This window comes from Pseudomonas sp. P5_152, assembly GCF_033989915.1.
GTDB lineage: Bacteria > Pseudomonadota > Gammaproteobacteria > Pseudomonadales > Pseudomonadaceae > Aquipseudomonas.
Map to the genome: position 1 here is coordinate 1047230 of NZ_JASFAH010000002.1, position 19893 is coordinate 1067122.

Annotated in this window: 8 protein-coding genes and 5 pseudogenes; 5 read left to right on the forward strand and 8 right to left on the reverse strand. The window is 57.0% G+C overall.

Annotation, left to right across the window (positions count from 1 at the left end; translation table 11 throughout):
- Position 1: 1 nt before the first annotated feature.
- On the reverse strand, positions 2 to 7525 hold the full coding sequence (locus tag QMK50_RS04570) for a type I polyketide synthase (RefSeq protein WP_320332635.1): 7524 nt from the start codon (positions 7523 to 7525) through the stop codon (positions 2 to 4).
- A 421-nt stretch (positions 7526 to 7946) separates the two neighbouring features.
- Here QMK50_RS04570 and QMK50_RS04575 point away from each other — a divergent pair, with 421 nt between their 5' ends.
- Positions 7947 to 8435 carry a hypothetical protein gene (locus QMK50_RS04575; protein ID WP_320332636.1) on the forward strand — a complete coding sequence of 163 codons (489 nt, stop codon included), beginning with the start codon at positions 7947 to 7949 and terminating at the stop codon, positions 8433 to 8435.
- A 135-nt stretch (positions 8436 to 8570) separates the two neighbouring features.
- A complete protein-coding gene (locus QMK50_RS04580; protein WP_320332637.1) occupies positions 8571 to 9686 on the forward strand; it encodes a right-handed parallel beta-helix repeat-containing protein in 1116 nt (371 codons plus the stop codon).
- Between the two features lie 44 nt (positions 9687 to 9730).
- On the opposite strand, the gene QMK50_RS04585 is transcribed toward QMK50_RS04580, so the two are convergent.
- Positions 9731 to 10228 carry a helix-turn-helix domain-containing protein gene (locus QMK50_RS04585; RefSeq protein ID WP_320332638.1) on the reverse strand — a complete coding sequence of 166 codons (498 nt, stop codon included), beginning with the start codon at positions 10226 to 10228 and terminating at the stop codon, positions 9731 to 9733.
- A 114-nt stretch (positions 10229 to 10342) separates the two neighbouring features.
- Between QMK50_RS04585 and fabF the strand changes: the two genes are divergently transcribed.
- Positions 10343 to 11611 (forward strand): beta-ketoacyl-ACP synthase II, encoded by a 1269-nt coding sequence (gene fabF / locus QMK50_RS04590; RefSeq protein WP_320332639.1) that lies wholly within the window; start codon positions 10343 to 10345, stop codon positions 11609 to 11611.
- Between the two features lie 178 nt (positions 11612 to 11789).
- On the opposite strand, the pseudogene QMK50_RS04595 reads toward fabF, so the two are convergent.
- The 6 genes and pseudogenes from QMK50_RS04595 to QMK50_RS04620 form a co-directional block, all read right to left on the reverse strand.
- A pseudogene (locus tag QMK50_RS04595) lies at positions 11790 to 12272 on the reverse strand (IS3 family transposase); the annotation flags it as partial.
- Between the two features lie 48 nt (positions 12273 to 12320).
- Positions 12321 to 13759, reverse strand: a pseudogene (gene tnpC / locus QMK50_RS04600) (IS66 family transposase).
- A gap of 69 nt (positions 13760 to 13828) precedes the next feature.
- Positions 13829 to 14188 (reverse strand): annotated as a pseudogene (gene tnpB, locus QMK50_RS04605) (IS66 family insertion sequence element accessory protein TnpB).
- Between the two features lie 84 nt (positions 14189 to 14272).
- Positions 14273 to 14829 (reverse strand): annotated as a pseudogene (locus QMK50_RS04610) (transposase); the annotation flags it as partial.
- 124 nt (positions 14830 to 14953) lie between these two features.
- Entirely contained in the window at positions 14954 to 15673 is a 720-nt protein-coding gene (locus QMK50_RS04615; protein ID WP_320332640.1) for a CatB-related O-acetyltransferase, read from the reverse strand.
- Positions 15674 to 16782: 1109 nt separating this feature from the next.
- Entirely contained in the window at positions 16783 to 18297 is a 1515-nt protein-coding gene (locus QMK50_RS04620; RefSeq protein ID WP_320332641.1) for a hypothetical protein, read from the reverse strand.
- Positions 18298 to 18491: 194 nt separating this feature from the next.
- Here QMK50_RS04620 and QMK50_RS04625 point away from each other — a divergent pair.
- Positions 18492 to 18692 (forward strand): annotated as a pseudogene (locus tag QMK50_RS04625) (beta-ketoacyl-ACP synthase II); the annotation flags it as partial.
- A gap of 413 nt (positions 18693 to 19105) precedes the next feature.
- Positions 19106 to 19567: a hypothetical protein gene (locus QMK50_RS04630; RefSeq protein WP_320332642.1), complete on the forward strand. Its 462-nt coding sequence runs from the start codon at positions 19106 to 19108 to the stop codon at positions 19565 to 19567.
- Positions 19568 to 19893 lie beyond the last annotated feature (326 nt).

Consider the following 19893-nt stretch of genomic DNA (forward strand, 5'->3'; position numbering starts at 1 on the left):
ATCACTCAATCAGACGGTTAGGTGCCGCAGCGCTGTCAGCCAGTTCAGCGTTCAGCTCGGCCATTTGCTCGCGGCTCAATTCACTGCCGTGGCGGGCCAATACGTTTTCCGCCAGGGCTGCAGGCGCCGCAGTTTCATTGGCCCCCGCTTCACCACGCAGCAGGTCAAGGATGCGCACGCTGAGCTTATCGATGCTGGAACTCTCGCTGAGTTCCATCACTGGCAGGCGAATGCCGAAGCGTTCTTCCAGCGCCACCACCAACTCGACACTCATCAGCGAGTCCAGGCCCAGCTCCTGCAGCGGACGCTGGGTATCCAGGCGCGCGGCCGGCAAGCGCAGAATCTCGCAGACTTCGTGCTTGAGCAGTTCGACGAAACGCTCCAGCAGTTGCTCGTCATCAAGCTCGGCGAGCATGCGCTGGATGTCCTCGGCGTCGTTCTCATCGTCCTGGTCACCGCCATGGGCGCGGACCAGTTCGACGAAGCGCGGGGTCGCAGCGCTCGGCAGGAAGCGCGACAGGGCTTTCCATTCCAGCTCCAGTACGCCGATCCCGTCGTCACCCTTGAGCAGCATCTGCTCCAGGTGCGCCAGCGCCACTTCGGCGCGCAGCGCGGCGCCACCCATGCGGCTTTGCAGTGCGTCCTTGATTTGCTCGTTGCGTGCCAGGAAGCCAACGTCGTCGATCGCACCCCAGAGCACCGCGGTGGCGGCCAGGCCGTGACCTCGGCGATGCCGAGCCAACGCTTCGAGCCAATAGTTGGCGGCCACGTAGTTGGCCTGGCCCGGGTTGCCGAACAGCGTGGTGGCCGAGGAGAACATCACGAAGAAGTCCAACGGCAACTCGCGGGTCAGCTCATGCAGGTATTGCGCACCCTTGGCCTTGGGCTCCAGCACGCGCTGCAGTTGTTCGGCATCCAGGTTGCGAATCAGACTGTCGTCGATCACTGTCGCTGCATGCACCAGGCCACGCAATGGATACGGGCTGGCGGCAATGCGTTCGAACACGCCGCGCACTTGCATCACATCGGTGATGTCGCAAGCCAGCGCCTGCACGTCGATGCCCTGCGCTTGCCAGGCCGCCAGGCACGGCTGCGCCTCGACACTGGCCGGGCCACGACGACCGAGCAGCACCAGGTGCCGCGCGCCCTTGTCCACCAGCCACTGCGCGGTGCGCAGGCCGAAGCCGCCCAGGCCGCCCGTGACCAGGTAGGTCGCCTCGGCACTGAGTTGCAACGACTGCACCGGCTGTTCGCGGGTTTCCACCAGGCGTTCGATCGGGTTGCCATAGGTCACCACGATCTTGCCGATCTGCCGCGCCTGCTGCATGTAGCGGAAGGCCTCGGTCACGTGGTTGGCGTCGAACTCGCGGAACGGCAGCGGGTGCAGGATGCCCTGCTCGAACAGCTCCATCATTTGCCCGAACAGGCGTCGGGTCAGGTCTGGACGCTCACTCATCAACTGGTCGGCGTCGATACCGAAGTAGCTGATGTTGTTGCGGAACGGACGCAGGCCGATCCGGGTGTTCTGGTAGAAGTCGCGCTTGCCCAGTTCAAGGAAGCGGCCGAACGGCTTGAGCACCTGGAAGTTGCGGTTGATCGCTTCGCCAGCCAGGGAGTTGAGCACCACGTCGACGCCACGCCCATCGGTCAGGGCCAGCACTTCGTCGGCATAAGCCAGGGAGCGCGAATCAAAGACCTTGTCGACGCCCAGCAGACGCAGGAAGTCGCGCTTCTCGTCGCTGCCGGCGGTGGCATAGATCTCGGCACCACACCACTTGGCGATCTGGATCGCGGCAATCCCGACGCCACCAGCGGCGCCGTGGATCAGCACCTTCTCGCCCGGCTCCAGGCGCGCCAGATGATGCAGCGCGTAGTACACGGTGAAGAAGGTACTTGGAATGGTCGCCGCAGCCTCGAAGGACATGCCTTCAGGGATCCGAGCCACCGCGTTGGCGTTGGTCACCAGGCGGTTGGCGAAACTGCGCGGGCCAAAACCCACCACGCGATCGCCCGGGGCGAAGTCGCCGAACACGGCAGACCCTTTGCCGTGGACCACACCGGAAAATTCAAAGCCCATGGTCGGACCGGAGAAGCCATTTTCGATGGCCTCGTCGGACAGCAGGCCGAGGGCAAACATCACGTCACGGAAGTTCAGGCCGGTGGCGCGTACTTCGATGTCCAGCTCGTCCGCCGCCGGCGCGGTCAGCTCACGGGCTTCCCAGCGCAGGTTGCGCAATTGCCCCGGCAGGTCGAAGCCCAGGCTGATGCGCGTGTTGCCGTCAGCGCTGGCACCGTTTTGTTCGTGCAGGACGCGCAAGCGCGGCACATAACGCTGGCCGGCGGCGCTGATCGCCACTTCGGTCTCGGCGTCGGCGTGCAACAAGGCTGGGATCAGGCTGGCGACAGGCGCGGCGAAAGCCAGGTCGAGCAGACGGATCCGGCAACCGGCGGACTCGTTCGCCAGGGTTCGGCCGAAGCCCCAGAACGCCGCATCGGCAATCGCATCGACATCGCTGTCTTGGTCGGCAGCGTACAGGTGACCGGCCGCGCCACGGGTCAGCAGCCAGCACTGTGGCGCGATACTCAGCGACTCGCAGGCCTGGACCAGCGCCGCCGCCAGCATGCAGCGCGCGCCCTGGCCATCGAGCCCTTGGCTGCTGTCAAAACCGGCCAGGTGCAACACGTGCTCTGGCGCTTGATCCAGCGCGGCGAGTTGCTGCGCCAGGGATTGCGCATCACCGGGCTGCAACAGGCTGACCTGCTGGCCTTGCTCACGCAGGGCCTGGGCCAGTTGCTCGGCAGCCGCCTGCCCGGATTCGGCCAGCAACGCCCAGCGTTGCACGGTGACTTCCGGCAAAGCGGCCGCTGCATTCACGCCATGAGCGGCCAGCAGCAGATAGCTGCCGCAGGCATTGCCCGGCAGTGCTTCCAGGGTGTGGCTGACGCTCAGGCCGTGACGCTGCAACTCATGCAGCCAGAACTGTGGCCGCTGTTGACGCGACAACGCCTGCTCAGGGCCTGTCAGCCACCAGTCGGCCTGGGCACCAAACACGAAGTCGGCCCAGCGCGACGGGTGTTGCGCCAGCACGGCCAACTGCCCGTGCGGGTTGAGGTGACTGGCTGCCTGGCGCAGCGCTTCGCCAATGGTGTCCAGGGCCGCCAGATCGGTCGGCAACAGCACCCAGTCGTAACCTGCGACGCTGCTCAGTTGTGCAAAATCGATGACCTGCAGTGCCGGGCAATCATCGCCGAGCATCTGCACCAGTTCTGGTTCCGCTACGCAGTAGCTGTAGTCGACGCGATCAAAATCGATCCCGGCGTACAGCGATTCGGCGAAAGATGGCCCGCCAAAACCAAACTCCAGCACCCGCAGGCGTTGCCCGGCCGGCAACGCGGCGAGACGCTGGGCCAGGGTTTCGCGCAGGCCGGCGAGCAGACGCTGCTGACCTGCGGCACCCAGCACCAGGCGCGACAGATTGGCGCCACTGGTTTCCCGTGGCAGCAACTGCTCCAGGGTTTGGCGAGCGTCGAGCAGGGACAGCAGGTGGCGACCGATCCGGCCTACCGAATGGATGATCTGGAAGTGCTCCGGATAGCTCTGGAACAGTTCCTGCCAAATGGCCTCGGAAGGCGGACGCTCGCCCACATCGGCGACACACCAGTTGCCGTCGGCATCGCAATTCAAGCTGCCGTCTTCCAGGCCCTGACGCAGCAAGGTCGCCAGGTAATTGCTTGGCACACCGTCCTGTTGCGACCACAGCGCAACCTGTTCGGCGCTCAAGCGGCCGCCGGCCTGCTCGATCAAGTCCTGCACAAAACTCGCGCACAGGGCATCGAGCAACGGCTCGACTTCATTCAGATAACGCTGCTGCACCGGCTCATCGGCCAGGCCCTGCAGGTGTTCTACCAACGGCGTGGCGCTGCTGGCTGCGCGCAGCACGGGCACCGCCTGACCTGGCGCGGCGAGACCAACGTGGGCCAGGCGCTTGATGTCATGGGAGCGGTCACGTTGCAGGCGCACGCCACGGAAACGTGCGTCCTTGATGAACAGCACCGCTGCGCCGGTCGCGTCGTACAGGGTGAAATCCACCAGCAACGAATGCTCGGTACGCTTGAGCTGGCGCACTTGGGCCAGGCACGGCACGCCGCCGGCCTTGGCAAACGCGATGCGCCCGAGCTTGACCGGGATGAACGCCAGGCCCTTGTTGCTGCCCGGCTGGCCGACCAGCAATTCGGTGATCAACTGGAATGCGCCGTCGAGCAACGCCGGATGCAGGTGCAGGGTCGCCAGCTCCTGGCTGATGGCCTCGGGAACGCTCAGTTGCGCGAGGATGTGGGCCGGTTCGACCCACACCGCGGCCACGGCCTGATAGGCCGGGCCATAGTTCAGGCCCACCGCACGGGTCAGCGCCAAATGCTGTTCGCCAGTGAAATCCGCCGGGCGCTGTGGCAGCGCCGGTGCACGCGTGCCAAGCAAGACGCCACGGGCTTCGCCGGGCAGACGCGCGACCACGTGCTGGACCCACTCTTCACGTTGGGCCAGGCTGCGCGAGGTGATCCGCAAGGCGCCGTCGGCTTCCTCGATGTTGACGCGGATCTTCTTGCTGCCTTCGTTGCCGAGCAACAGCGGGTTGTGGATCTCCAGCTCTTCGATGTCGACAAACTCGCCCGGCTGGTGCAGCAAGGCCACCGCCAGCGCCAGCTCGGTGAAACCGGCGCCGGGGAACAGCACCGCTTCACCGACCTTGTGGTCAGCCAGGGTCGGGAACAGCTGCGTGTCGAGTCGGTTTTCCCAAGTCAAGGCACGATCGGCCAGCGGGTAGCCGAGCAAGGGGTGCACACGTTCGCGCGCCAGCACGCCGAACGACTCGGCGCTGACCGGCAATTGAAAACGTTCGCGCTGCCAGGCGTAGTTGGGCAGGCGCAAGTTGTTGCCGGCCACCGGGAATTGTTGCTGCCATTCCGGCTGCGCACCGGCAATCAACAACCGCGCTACGCAACGCTCAAGTAGTGCCGGACTGTCGTCCTTGCGCAACAAGGTGGCGACTACCTGACCGGGCAGCTCGCGCTGGGTCAGGGCATCGCTGACGTAAGAGCGCAGGATCGGGTGCGGACCCACCTCGACGAACAGGTTGAAGCCCTGCCCCACCAACTCGTCCATCGCCCCCTGGAACAGCACCGGGAAGCGAATGTTCTGCCACCAATAACGGCTGTCCAGACGTTGACCATCGAGCTCGCCGCCGACCACCGTGGAATAGAACGGAATCTGCGCACTGCGTGGACGGATGTGCGCCAGATCGGCAATTACTTGCTGCTCGATCGGGTTCATCGCCGGGGAGTGGAAGGCGTAGTCCAGGTCCAACAGGCGGACAAACACCTGGCGTTCGGTCAGGGCCTGTTCGAGTTCGCTGAGGGCATCGACAGGGCCGGCCACCGTAGCGCCTCGCGCACTGTTTTCGCCGGCCAGGACCACCCGATCGTCCAGCCCCAGTTCCACCAGCAACATCGCCGTGGCCTCGCCACTGAGACCAACGGCAGCCATTTTCCCGGTGCCGCGGGTCGTTCCCTGCAAACGGCTGCGATGGAAAATAACCTGGGTCGCGTCTTCCAGGCTCAGCGCGCCACTGGCCCAGGCCGCGGCGACTTCACCCACGCTGTGCCCGATCACCGCTGCCGGATGGAAACCCTGGGCTGCCAGTGCGCGCGTGACCGCCACTTGCAGGGCGAACAAGGCCGGCTGGGCGATCTCGGTGCGCGCATAACGCCCCTCACCGTTTTCGCCCAGCAGTTCGGCGCGCAACGAATAGCCGGCCAGCGGCTGGAACAGCGCATCGACTTCAGCCACCGCGGTTTCGAACACCGGCTGGCCGAGCATCGCCCGGCCCATGCCTTGCCATTGCGACCCATTGCCGGAGTACACGAACACCGGGCCCTGGGCTTTGTCCAGCGCCTGGCCCACCTCAAGCACCGAGCTCAGCTCGCTGAGGCTCGGGTCCTGGGCATAGTCGGCCAGCGCCTGAGCAGCCTCGGCCGGGTCGGCAGCGATCAACAGCAAACGATGGGGATGGGCATCGCGCCGGAACATGGCCTGGTAGGCGACATCATAATAATTGCCCTGCGGGTGGGCGGCCAGGTACTCGGCAAAGCCCTCGGCTGTGGCGCGCAGGCCTTCGGCATCCTTGGCGCTGAGCAGCAGCGGCACACGCCGGGTGTTGCCCGCCGTGGTGGACGCCGGCAGCGGCTCGGCACTTTGCAGGATCACGTGCGCGTTGGCGCCACCAAAACCGAACGAGTTGATGCCGACAGTCAGTTGCCCTTCAGCTTTCAGCGCACGGCTTTCGGTGACTACCTGCAAGTTCAGGTCGGCAAACGGGATATTCGGGTTGAGTTCTTCAATGCCGATGGTGGCCGGCACTTCTCGCTCGATCAGGCAGTTGAGGGCCTTCATCAGGCCGGCAACGCCGGAGGCTGCCTCGAGGTGACCGAGGTTGCTTTTGATCGAACCGATCGGCAACGGGTTGCCGGCCTTCCGGGCCTGGCCCAGGGCCTCGCCGATGGCGCGGGTCTCGATCGGATCACCGACAGCCGTGCCAGTGCCATGGGCTTCCAGGTAGTCGAGCTGCGACGGATCGATCCCCGCCTTGGCATAGGTGCGTTTGAGCAGCGCCGCCTGTGCATCGGCACTCGGCAGGGTCAGGCTCGACTTGCGACCATCGGTGTTGACCGCACTGGCGGCGACCACCGCCAGAATCGGGTTGCCATCGGCCAGGGCCTGATCGTAATCCTTGAGCAGGAACAGACCACCGCCCTCGGAACGCGCATAACCGTCGCCGCGCTCATCGAACGCCTGGCAACGCCCAGTGCGCGAGAGCATCGAGGCCTTGGCGAAAATCATGAAGCCGAAGGGGTGCATGTGCAGGCTGATACCGCCCGTCACTGCCTGGTCGATATCACCACTGATGATCGCCTGGCAGGCCTGGTGGAAGGCCACCAGCGACGACGAGCAGGCGGTATCGATGGCCATGCTCGGCCCGCGCAGGTCATAGAAGAAGGACAGGCGGTTGGCGGCAATGCTCATGGTATTGCCGGTGGCAGTGGCCGCATCGATCGAGGCCAGGTCTTCGACCAGGCGATAGGCCTGCTCGACGCCAGCAATGCCCAGGTACACCCCGCAGTTGCTGCCACGCAGGCTCGACGGCTTGACGCCGGCGTTCTCGAAGGTTTCCCAGCACATCTCCAGCAACATCCGCTGCTGGGGGTCCATCACGGCTGCTTCACGCGGCGAAATATTAAAGAAACCCGCGTCAAACGCACTGATGTCGCCCAACGACCCGGCGGCGAAGGTGTAGCTGGTGGCAGGATTGGCCTTGTCCGGGTGCAGGAACTCGGCATGGTCCCAGCGCGAGGCATCGACCTGGGTCACCAGGTCCTGCCCCGTCATCAGGTTCTGCCAGAAACTGCTGGTTGTGGAACCGGGGAAACGAAAAGAACAACCAACAATTGCTACCTGTCTACGCTTTGTCAAAACCCATTCCTTTAAAACGCTACCGGACACCGTCCCATCCTGCGGACAGCCGCATGCCTGGCCGATATATTTTTTGGCAAGTCGCTAAACGTCACCTGAGGAGAATCTTTTTTATCTGGAGGTTGCCTTGCATAGCACGCTGGGGCGCAAGGCTGATGACCTGACGGTTACACACAGGAAATCTTCAGACATATTTGTGGGAATAATACGCGGTCTCGACGGCCAGGGAAAACCCTAAGCGACGGTTGCTGGATTAAATGTTCGAATCGGTTCACATCAGCAAAAGCCCGCAAGAGGCCGGGCTATATACTGTCGATAGGCCAGCTCCCCGCTGACGCCCACGCTTTTGCCTCCCCAGCCCACGCCCCGCCTGCCACAAGATTTGGCTACTATTCAAAAGACACTACGGGAGGCAATCGACATGACAAAGGCAGATGAACTGGCCGCAAAACTGAAGCAGCGCCTGCAAGGCTCCGATGAGACAGAAATCAGCACCGATACCGCAATCGATCATTGGCCGACCCAGGTCAACGACCTGTACCTGCAGATTGAAACCTGGCTGGCCCCCTTGAGCGAAGCCGGTCTCGGCATCCGCCGCAATTCCACCCATGTGTACGAGCGTCACCCAAGCGGCGCTACGTACAACTACGCCGTCGATCAACTACTGCTCGAAGCCCTTGATCGAACCATTACCTTCGACCCGATCGCCCGCTTCAGCCCCAAAGCCGAGGGGCTGATCGAGATTCATCTAACCAGTAAAAATTACCGCATCCTGCGTAGCACGGACGAACACGGCGAGTCGCAATGGCACCTGCAGAAGGTTCCGCCGTTGGGGCAGGCTGCCATGGCTGCGGTGGCGTGGAGTGAGGAGAATCTGATGTGGATTGTTGAGGAGGGGTTGGGGCTTTAAGCGGGCTGGACCTTCCTGTAACGCACCTACCATAGGCAGCACCAGTATCTTCTCTCATTAGTGAATTTACCTGAAAACCATCAGTCGTATAACCGATCACTGCATGACGCATATACGGATACCTGAGGCAAGCACATGAAAACATCAACATCTTATAAATTAGAATTATCAAGGGCCGCAATTACAGCAACAATAATCGCATGGTGCTTTCCATCAACAGCACAGGAAAGCCAAATATGCAAACTTCCAAATAGTGGAAAGCTGAGCGGAAACTTAACACTTGACCAAAACTGCACATACAATCAGACCATCACTATCAACAACTCAAACACCAACATAGATTGCAATGGCGCAACCCTAGATGGTCAGCTCACTAAAAAAATAGGAATACTAATAACCAGCCAAGGCAACCCATTGAGCAATGTCACCGTAAAAAACTGTATCGTAAAAAATTTTAAATCACAAGGCATATTAATTACCTCAGGAATTCCAGACTACAAACGCACCGACAATCAAATAAAAAACTATCAGATCAGCCCAACCCAAATAACCCTCGACAATGTAAATGTAGAGGACACTGGCGGTGTTGGAATCTTCTTTCACAGCTACGTAACAAATTCGACCTTAAAAAACTCCACTATACTGAGATCCAAGGGAGTTGGAATTTACTTAGAGCAAAGCTCTCGGAACAACAACATACTTAACAACCTCATCAAAGACAATGGCGAGTCGAACGCCCCAAATAGTGGCCAGCGAGAGGGCTTGGCCATTGACTCTTCTGCCGGAAACCTGATCGAAGGCAACAAATTCATCAGTAACTTGGCCGGAGGCATATATCTCTATAAAAATTGCGGCGAGAAATACAGCACAGGGAAGTCAGTCATTAGATGGCAAGCCAGCAATGACAATACAATAAAAAACAATATCTTCACCAACGAAAAAGTCGGAATATGGGTAGCATCACGCCAGAGCGTAAACTTACAAAAAAGTGACTGCGGGGACAAACCACTTGACCCAACGGGAAAGTATTACCAAGATTACGCAGACCACAATACCATTGAAAACAACGTATTCTGTAAAAATAAAGCCTACATAAGAGTTGAGGGCAACAACAATACAATTACCAACAACCGAGCAGACACCACCAGCAACTGGGTCACCGAACCAACAACGATGAAAGCACGACTCACCGGCGCTGCAACCATGGGCAACCGGATAATCAATAACAGCTATGAAGAGTGCAGTAATTAGATTGCATGTCTACCACTCTCCAACAGAATAACCAGGCTGAAGACTCAATTTAACTCTGAAGCCGCCATATTACCCATCCGGTGACGCATGCCGGCGCTTGCCGCCGGCCCCGCCTGCACCGTGCATTGCGCCAAAGGCACCAGGTGCCCATCAGCTATATCCGCCATCATCGGCTGCACCGGCCTACCAGTCTCACGCTCGACAATCTGCACGCTCTGTCCTTCCGGCGCATAGTGCGAATTACCCCATGCCACAAAAGCCATCAGCACCACACGAAAGTCCTCGCCCTTAGCGGTTGGCACATATTCATAACGTAAAGGCCGCTCACTGTAGGCGCGCCGCTCCAACAACCCATCCTCGACCAACGAATTCAGGCGCCGGGTGAGCATGTTCGGCGCAATGTCCAGGCTGCGGGAAAACTCGTCGAATCGGCGCAACCCGTGCAAGGCGTCACGCATGATCAAGATACTCCACCACTCACCCACCCTTTCCAGGCTGCGGGCGATCGGGCATTCGGCGTGGGCCAGGGTTTTGCGTTGCATGGCGGATCCTCGGGTGATGCGCTCGGACATTTTTCGTACGGGCATGTTACTTTCATGATGATAGTTACGTCCACACATCACTATCCCCGACAAAGCTGAAGGAGCTGGACTGTCATGAGCAAACGCATTGTTGTCACAGGCATGGGCGCATTGACCCCGCTAGGCTGCGGAGTCGAACCGGTTTGGCAACGCCTGCTGGCGGGCCAATCCGGTATTCGTCGCCTCCCGGAATCGCTGATTGGTGACCTGTCGATCAGCATCGGCGGCCAGGTTCCCGACCGGACGCAGGACCCTGAAGCCGGCTTCGACCCCGACCAACTGTTGGCGGCGAAAGAACAGCGCAAAATGGATCGCTTCATTCTGTTTGCCCTGGCCGCCGCCCATGAAGCCCTGGCACAAGCCGGTTGGGCGCCACAGACCGCGGAGCAACAGGAGCGCACGGCAACTATCATCGCCTCGGGCGTGGGTGGCTTTCCGGCGATCGCCGAGGCCGTACGCACCACGGATAGCAAGGGTCCGCGACGCCTGTCGCCATTCACCATCCCTTCCTTCCTTAGCAACATGGCCGCCGGCCACATCTCCATTCAACATGGGTTCAAGGGACCGCTGGGCGCCCCGGTAACGGCGTGCGCCGCTGGGGTTCAGGCCATTGGCGACGCCGCACGCATGATTCGCGCAGGCGAAGTGGACGTTGCTGTTTGTGGCGGGGCCGAAGCGGCCATTCACCGGGTCAGCCTGGCCGGCTTTGCTGCGGCACGAGCACTATCAAGCGATCACAACGAAACACCTGAACAGGCCTCTCGCCCCTTCGATACGGCGCGCGACGGTTTTGTCATGGGCGAAGGCGCCGGCCTGCTGGTGATCGAAGAACTGGAACACGCCCTGGCTCGTGGCGCCAAACCAATCGCCGAACTGGTGGGCTACGGCACCAGCGCCGATGCCTACCACATGACCGCTGGCCCGGAAGACGGAGACGGCGCCCGCCGAGCCATGCAGCAAGCCCTGCGCCAGGCCGGCATACAAGCCTCCCAGGTCCAGCACTTGAACGCCCACGCTACCTCGACCCCGGTCGGCGACAAAGGTGAACTGGCGGCGATCAAGACGGTGTTCGGCACCCACAGCGGCCTGGCGATCAGCGCCACCAAATCCGCCACTGGCCACCTGTTGGGCGCTGCAGGCGGCATCGAGGCGATCTTCGCCATCCTGGCCCTGCGTGATCAGGTAGCCCCGGCAACGCTCAACTTGCACACTCCAGATAGCGCAGCCGAAGGCCTGGACCTGGTTCAGGGTGAGGCTCGGCACATGCCGATGGAATACGCACTGTCCAACGGCTTCGGGTTTGGTGGGGTGAATGCCAGCGTGTTGTTTCGGCGCTGGGTTTAAGAGCGCAAACCGGATTCACCGAGGGCGACCATAGCTGCCGCCCTCGGTGAATCCGCCAAGACCTTTTGCCTACCTTACTGTAAAGGCTGGCCATCACTCCAGATGCCCTCTCCACCTGCTAGCCAGCACTTGCACCCTGTTGTGGTCAACTTTTTCCGGACACCTTAATCGGCGATTGTCAGGCTGCTTGTCGCTCATATTGATTGGGCGGTAAATAGCCCAGCGTCGAGTGCAATCGCCCCTCGTTGTAGAACCGCACGATGTAGTCCGTGATGTCCTTTATCGCTTCACCTTGGTTGGCGTAATCCTTCCTCCAAGTGCGCTCCATTTTCAGGTTCAGGAAGAAGCGCTCCATCACTGCGTTGTCCCAGCAGTTACCCTTGCGGCTAATACTGCAACGCATCCCGTTGCGCGTCAGCAAGGTCTGATAGGCCGCTCATGCGTACTGACTGCCCCGATCCGAATGGACGATCAAACCCGGCTCTGGCTGCCGTTGAGCAATGGCCAACTGCATGGCGCTGATCACCAGTTCGGCCCGCATATGGGGGGGGGGCATGGCCCAGCCCACGATCTTGCGCGAGAACAGATCCATGACCGCTGCCAAGTACACCCAGCCGCTGCGCGTGCGGATATAAGTAATGTCCGCGACCCAGGATTGATTGATCGTAAGCGCTCCATAAACCCGCCGACTTCAAGACGGGTAACGCGTCTAGCTAGGCGGCAGCAGCGAATAGTTCCACGGCAAGAGCGCTTCGTAATATTCAACCGAGGTCTCCAGTGGCAGCCGTTCTAATGCGTGGCGCAGCCACGCATAGGGCTATTGACCGCTGGCTTTGGCAGTCTCAACCAAGCTGTAAAGCTGAGCACTGGCAGCCGCTCCTTTGGGTGTGCCGCTAAACAACCAGTTCTTTCTTCCGATGACGAAGGGCCTGATCGCACGCTCGGCGGAGTTGTTGTAGATCGGCAAATAGCCGATCGCCCTGCCCAAGGCATTCTGAGTCGTAACTTGTGGCTGCGTCTTTTCCATCCAGCTTTTTAGTTGAGCGAGCACTGACAGGCTCCGATCATGACGGCCGGTTTTACGATCGTCGTCGCCCGGATCCTTCAGATCACGCTCGACACCAGAAAGCTTCTTGATCAAGTTCAATGCGATATCCACACGCCCTGTCTTGCCTTTTCGGCTGCACTTTTTGCGCCTCAATAAACTTGCGCCTTGCGTGCGCCCAGCAGCCCAAACGTTCGACTCCGGCCTGCGCACCCAACGCGTTATAACCGGCGTAATCATCGGTCATCACGTAGCCACAATAGCCATCGAGCATGCGTGTTGGCACCTCCTGTGCGCGGCTGGTGGAGTAGCCAAAAAGGATCACCGGTCGGTCGGCCGGGCGGCCCGCTCGTTTGCACCCACATCCAAGACTGGCTACTTGGCTACCGGTCAGGCTCTTTCAACACCTGCACGCGCCTTTCATCGCAGTGGATAACACGGCTGCCCAATAGGCTATCGCGCATTAAATTCAGCAGTGGCTGGAAGTGTTCACCACACTGGATAACCCAGCGTGCCAACGTCTGGCGCGGGATATCGACGCCATGGCGGCCTAATACTTTTTCGAAACGGTGAAGCGGCAGCCCATCGACGTACTTGGTGGTCAACAGCATCGCCAGAACACATAGGCTGGCCATGCTTTTTTCAATCAGTTGAGCCGGCTTGTCAGCAGTGACCGGCGCCATCTCGCAGTCGCGGCAACCGTAAACTTTCCGAACGTGTCTGATAACACGGATCTGCACGAGCACGATTTCAAGCTGCTCGCTGACTTCTTCGCCTATCGTGTGTTTGCGGCAGCCGCAGACGCACGTCAGTTCATGCCCGGGAAGTTCGTGGATGATCTTGATGCGCGGCAGATCGGCGGACAGTGGCTTGCGTTTGCCGCGGCGCTTGGTCGGGGAAACGACCTCTTCATCTGATGCTTCATCCGCAGGCTCGACGACGCTTTCTATTTCATTGAAGAGGGCCAGTTGCGGCGTTGCCGCATCAGCTGTTTGCTCGGACTTACGCCCGAACAGACGCTGAAGCAGGAGGGCATTCTACTCTTCTAGCCGAACAATCTTTCCCTTATCCAATTGACGCTCGTCGAGCACCTACCCAAGCATTTACTTGAGCAGAACGGGATCATCTGAAAGGCCTTCAGACATGGAATTCATGCCCTGAATTATACCCAATCAGGCTACGAATTTCGGCGTCAAAACTTGGTGAGAGCGGTTGCGCCAGAGGTCAAAGCCATCGAGCATCCAGTTAAGTCTCTGGACGGTCAGAACGATCGCCTCGTCGGTGGCGTCAGGCAATGTTTTGAATCGTTCGGACTCGAGGCGCTTGAGCCAAAGGCAGAAGTCGTCGCGCTCCCAATATAAAATCTTCACTCGGTTGCGGGGCTAGTTGAGGAAAACGAAAAGCACGGGGTCAGATACTGCGACTTTAATATCCAGCTCGGCCAGCGCAGCCAAGTCGTCGATGGATTTTCGGAAGTCGACCGGCTTGGGGTACAAATACACTTTTTCGACTTTGGCATCGGGTCGCATCATGGCGATGCTAACTCCTGAGGGAATCGGGAGCACAGCATCCGGGATCAGCGAAACGCTTTGAATGTGGGATTTATGGAGCGCTTACTGTTGCTTAATGAGACGGCGCACCTTGAAACGACCAATGGACAGTCCTTCTTTGCGTAATTCTCCCAGCACGCGACGCCTACCATAGCAACGCTCTGACGCTTCAAAGATTGACTTGATCCTGGCCGCTGCCGGACAGGCGGGCTCCGGTTTCAAGCGACGCTGTTGGACCTCATAAAGCCCGGAGCGACTGATCCGCAGCACCGACAGACAGGAGCCACCGGGTGGGCGTTGCGTTGTAATTGGTGAACCATCTGGTGGGTCACTTCAATTCGCGGGCAAAGAAGGCCGTAGTTTTTTAGAATCTCATTGTCCATTTTCAGCTCGAAAATTTGCTGTTCTAACTTGCGAATACGCTGTTGCTCGCTGGTCAACGGCTTGCCAATTCCCGGGCCACCCAATAGCTCGGCCTTGTATTGCTCAACCCAGCGGCGCACTGCCGTATCGCTCAGGTTCATATCAAGGCAGACCGAGTTCACACTCTGACCTTGATCGACGATGAGCTTGCAAACATCAAGCTTAAAGGCGGCATCGAACTTTCTGTATTTCTTGGTCATAGTTGATCCTCAATGGATATAGCTTCCCCCACTGAGGTGTCCAGAGTCATTAGACTAGCTCAACCAACAAAATCAAAAAAACTAAGATTTGCCTAAAACCAGACCTTGCGAGCCGTCATTATTATCAATCAAATAACTCCAGAGCCACATTCGACAAGACGAACTTATTTCTTATCGCGATAGGTTTGTGCACCATCTCAGACAATTGCTGAAGCGCCTTTACGGGATCAGTGAAATCGATTTTTTTTATAACCGAAAGATCAAACACCCACCACCTACTTTTTATAAGCGCCTCTATCAATTCACTATCAAATCGATATTTTATGATTTTCGCCGGTGCACCGCCAACAATGGCATAGGGGGGCACATCTTTAGTTACAATAGAGTTTGCCGCAACGACAGCCCCGATACCAATCGTAACCCCTCTCATAATTTTTACGCCCGCCCCGATCCAAACATCGTGTCGAATCACCGGAGAGTTTTTATTATCACTCCAAGGTTGGGTTGGAAAATTACGCGACTCAGAAAAAAAACCGTATTTATTTTTCTGATAAAAAATCCCGCTCGTCCCAAGCCAAGGCGTAGGATGATTCCCCTCACCCATCATCACATCCGGCGCAATAGAACAGTAGTCACCAATTATTGCAGATATGCGCCCACCGCGAACTACCGAATACCTACCAACACTTGAGGAATTTAGAATTTTAGTATCAATTATACTAACGGGTAACGCACCCTGAAGCTTCTGACCCTTCCTAATGAAACTATTCTCATATTGAATCCCCTTCCCCAAAAGAAGCTCACTCCATTCCCCATCACTTCTTCCGTCTTTCTCAAATATCATCCTTCCCCCTAAGCTTTGCCCTTTTAATCACACGAATAACTTATTCTTCGATTATACATCAAACATCAAGAACACGCAAAACTGATAGGCCTAATATTTTGCACGTACAACTTCTCACCTCAAGCCTATAGCTTTACACAACAAACCCATGCATTAGAAAAGAACGCTTCCAAACCGAAACCCCATGATATAGAAACCCACCTCACTAGCGAAAGGCCGAGGGGGAGAGCTTCATTCAAAATGAAAAGTAACGCACAACCCCACCTAGCCGCCTTATCACCTTTCTAACTTAGCACTACCTCACAATAAATTTCAGAAAACCGCAACCAATATTCTCGCCAAACCAAAGACCATTAAGCACAACTGCATTAATACATCCAACGGAACCCCTAGCGATCGGAAACCCACACAAACACCTACAATACAACAAACTACAATACGGAAGTACAAACTCCACGCCACACCTAAGCATACATCACCAACCCTATTCCCTGACTGACAGGGCACTAGCTCAACACAAAGATCCTAGGCATGGAACCAAGACTCAAAGTATACAAAAACTCCTAGCTAAGTCCGGTCACACAGGTGCGTGCGTACCTGGCGCCATATTCTCTGACATGCGCTTCGAAGTGCTATTCCGAAAATCAGCAGCGCAGTGCGCCACGTATTTTCAACCTACCAGAGACTCCTTTGTTTCGTCACTACTGGCGCTACGCCGTGACTTGTTTTGACCGAACTGAACCACTTAGTGATCTTGTCGGGGAATACAGCAGGCCGCCATTCCCTGCTACCAACCTGAGGCTAAAAGATTGCATTTCGACACCGCACGTCTCGGAAATTTGACAGCAACAAACTCGTGTAATCTCATTAGACCACACCTCACCAATGCGCTTCCAACTCACGAAACAAAAACGAAGAATTGGCGCCGACCGCCTAAATCTTTACGCCCTTCACCGCAACACAATACCAGAATTATAAACCATGAAAAACCTTAAAAAGTTCCCCACGGCAGATTTCGAACATACACCTACTAGACATATCAGATACAAACATTGAATGATTTGGCACAGCCATACGCCAATAGATTGTCACAAGCATACAAAACAAACCTAGTACCAACCGAGCCTTAGAATTCGCTCTTGAATTTTTCTGGTAATCGCCAAGTACGCTGCGTCATTCATATGCATTTTATCAACAGACAAAGACACGGGCTTTTGCCCAAGTGATTGTTGCTTTAAATCTCTGACCGTTGGCGTAATTCCGGTATCTGTCCAAATCTGCCCTGACATTAGATAGCTCTGTACATCAACGTAAAGTTCGCCGTATCGAGCCTTGTAAGCTGCATTAATCATGTCTACAGTCTGCGACTGCGAACTTTCAGGACGCCAGTCTGAGTTGTGGAAGTGCCCAAGAACTAAACCGCGCCCGATGAAGGGTGTCAACCAATCAAACGAAACGTCCGTCCGCTCGATAATTTGTTGAGGGGTATATGTATTTATATCATTCTTCCCCATCCACAAAAAAACAATATCTCCGCGATGCTGTGGACCGACTTCAGGCAAAAAGGGGAATTCACCACCCGACGGTACTGCGACGCCAGATTTGACACGAGTAAAAACCAATTCTGAACGAGTAGAGGACACCTCCCCATAAACACCATTTAGCCAGCCTGTAAAGGGTTTTAGCGATTCACTAGGCTTGACATTGCTGCCTACGACCAAAACTCCCCCACTTGCGGGGATTTCCCCACCAGCGACCGTGAGTTGAAATGGGATGGAACCGATACGACCAGCAATATGGGTGGAATGCTCACCACCCTTGCCTCCATTGTAATACGCGGCACGCGGCTCAAGCCCCTCTACCATATCCGACAGCAGAGTCGCCATCCGCGCCATACTAGAGCTTCCCCATCCAGATACGCTGAATGGATTAACATAATAGCTGGGCAACTCACCGCCTTGTGCACGACTGTTTATTTTCGACGAGACACGTCCCCCACCAACACCAAGTTCAATTGAACTCTTACTCAAATCCTTATTCAGATAGCTATCTCTAATTAGCGGAAGCCCACTCCCATCCTGACCACAAAATAAGTAATGCCTACTTATACTTCGGACCTCTACTCGAGGGAACTGCGTTGTTCCAGCGTCAATTTTGCTGGTCGTACCGCGGGAGTCGCTATGCCCCCCCACCGAGTTAGTCACCCACGAATACCTCTCCCCGAATTCGTCGCCAAAATAGAACACTGAATTTAGACTCCGCCAACCAAACAAGTCTCCGTATTTTTTTTCAGCTGGAGTCAATCGATATCCGGCCCCACCAGCATCGGAAGATCGCGGCCGCATCTTAAAATCATGCGAATGTACTTTATTTCCGCCACCACCAGTATCGACCTGCTTATACTCACCCCCTGAAATAAAACGCAACTTTTCGTTGTCCACGACATCAATGTGGCGCACATCCGCAGATGAGTAAAAAAACTCTCCACCCAGAAAGCCAAAAAATGCGACCAATACTATTACAAAGAAACTTCGCATACTTATACCCCCTATTCCCGTCATATCGAAATACTCATTCCACAGACCCTTGCAACGCCTGCCGATTGCACCTAGCAATCGAGCCATTTAGCTTATCCACGCTTAGATTTCCTGACTCAAATTCAGGCCAGCAGTACATATCATCGCACTCGGGATTGACCAACTACTAGATTAATTCAGCGCCTATTTTTACTTTCACAGGATAAAAACAATATGAACTGGCAGCGATCAACACGGCGTTCGGCACCCACGCGTCACCAAATCCGCCACTGGCCACCTGTTTCGAAGCGATCTTCGCCATTCTAGCTCTGCGTGATCAGGTAGCCCCGGCAACGCTCAACTTGCACACTCCAGATAGCGCAGCCGAAGGCCTGGACCTGGTTCAGGGTGAGGCCCGGCACATGCCGATGGAATACGCACTGTCCAACGGCTTCGGGTTTGGTGGGGTGAATGCCAGCGTGTTGTTTCGGCGCTGGGTTTAAGAGCGCAAACCAGATTCACCGAGGGTGACCATAGCGGTCGCCTTCGGCTTTTTCCGTCAGAAATCTTCGCCTGAATCCTCTTGCCGAAAAAGTTGGCCTTCAATCCAGACGAACCCAACACGCACTACCCAGCGCTTGCGACCCACACCTGAAAAACACGCCGAAACCATCGTCCCAGAGCCTTCAGTCAAAAAATAATGAGTGATTTTTCAAGCACTAGTGGTTAGTGTGCCCGCGAGAATGAGGCAATACGCCATCATTCCTTCTGCAGATTGTACGCCGGGAAACTCCGTTGAAAAACGTAAAGCCCCTGGCCGCTGCCAGCATGCCGGCGGCCTTGCTTAATGCAGCCGGCATGTGCACGCAGCAGCAATTAGCAGCATCAAATTATTGACTGAACACTTAGGTGCAAAATGGCAGTAGCGGAATTTGAAGGTTTAATCGAAGAAACCGGTAACGGCGTGATCAGAAACGGCACCGTCACCGATTACGAGTACATCAAGATCGGCGGCAAACGAATCAGGCACATCCGCTGCCAGAACTATCTGGACAGCATGATCAAACCAGGCAACACCGTGCGCCTTTCCTGCGTTAAATCGCTTGGCAAGCACACTGTGTATGCCGTCCAGGAAAGCAATGGCGAAGTGTCCAAGAACCCACTGTATTACGCCATGGTCAACTCCGGCGTGGTTGTGGTGTTCTGTGTGCTGGTGCTGTTTTTCCCAGCCATCGCCATGTACGTATCGGGCTACCAAGCCTCAGGGCTTTTCACCTTCTTCGGGGTGACAGGCCTGCTCACCTGGTTCGGCTCCAAGGACCACTACCAAGCCCGCAACGCCCTGGATAATCTGCCGGCACCCGCAGTAGCCAGTTAAATGGTGTCAGGCGCCACGAGCCTCGTCCGGGCGCCTCGACGCAACCCCATCCCCTCCCCCATTCCTGATAAACTCGTCCCCCGCCTCACCCTCCTGATTCAGATACCCATGCCTCATTCAACTGCATCAACTATCGCTCCAGCTCTCTCTCGCCGGTTCTCCGTGGCGCCGATGATGGATTGGAACTACTAACACCAAGCCCCTCAATGATAAGGGGTTACAGCAGCCCTTACTCTCTTTCGTACCATTTCTGTACCATTCACTGGCCAGTCCGTAGGAGATCGTAGGATTGCCATGACCAGGCCCGTGAAGGCCGGCTCAACTTC

Excerpts from the sequence above, each read along its gene's own strand:
- QMK50_RS04575 (WP_320332636.1), top strand. The coding sequence starts at position 7,947 with ATGACAAAGGCAGATGAACTGGCCGCAAAACTGAAGCAGCGCCTGCAA.
- QMK50_RS04580 (WP_320332637.1), top strand. The coding sequence starts at position 8,571 with ATGAAAACATCAACATCTTATAAATTAGAATTATCAAGGGCCGCAATT.
- QMK50_RS04585 (WP_320332638.1), bottom strand. The coding sequence starts at position 10,228 with ATGCAACGCAAAACCCTGGCCCACGCCGAATGCCCGATCGCCCGCAGC.
- fabF (WP_320332639.1), top strand. The coding sequence starts at position 10,343 with ATGAGCAAACGCATTGTTGTCACAGGCATGGGCGCATTGACCCCGCTA.
- QMK50_RS04615 (WP_320332640.1), bottom strand. The coding sequence starts at position 15,673 with ATGATATTTGAGAAAGACGGAAGAAGTGATGGGGAATGGAGTGAGCTT.
- QMK50_RS04620 (WP_320332641.1), bottom strand. The coding sequence starts at position 18,297 with ATGGCTCGATTGCTAGGTGCAATCGGCAGGCGTTGCAAGGGTCTGTGG.
- QMK50_RS04630 (WP_320332642.1), top strand. The coding sequence starts at position 19,106 with ATGGCAGTAGCGGAATTTGAAGGTTTAATCGAAGAAACCGGTAACGGC.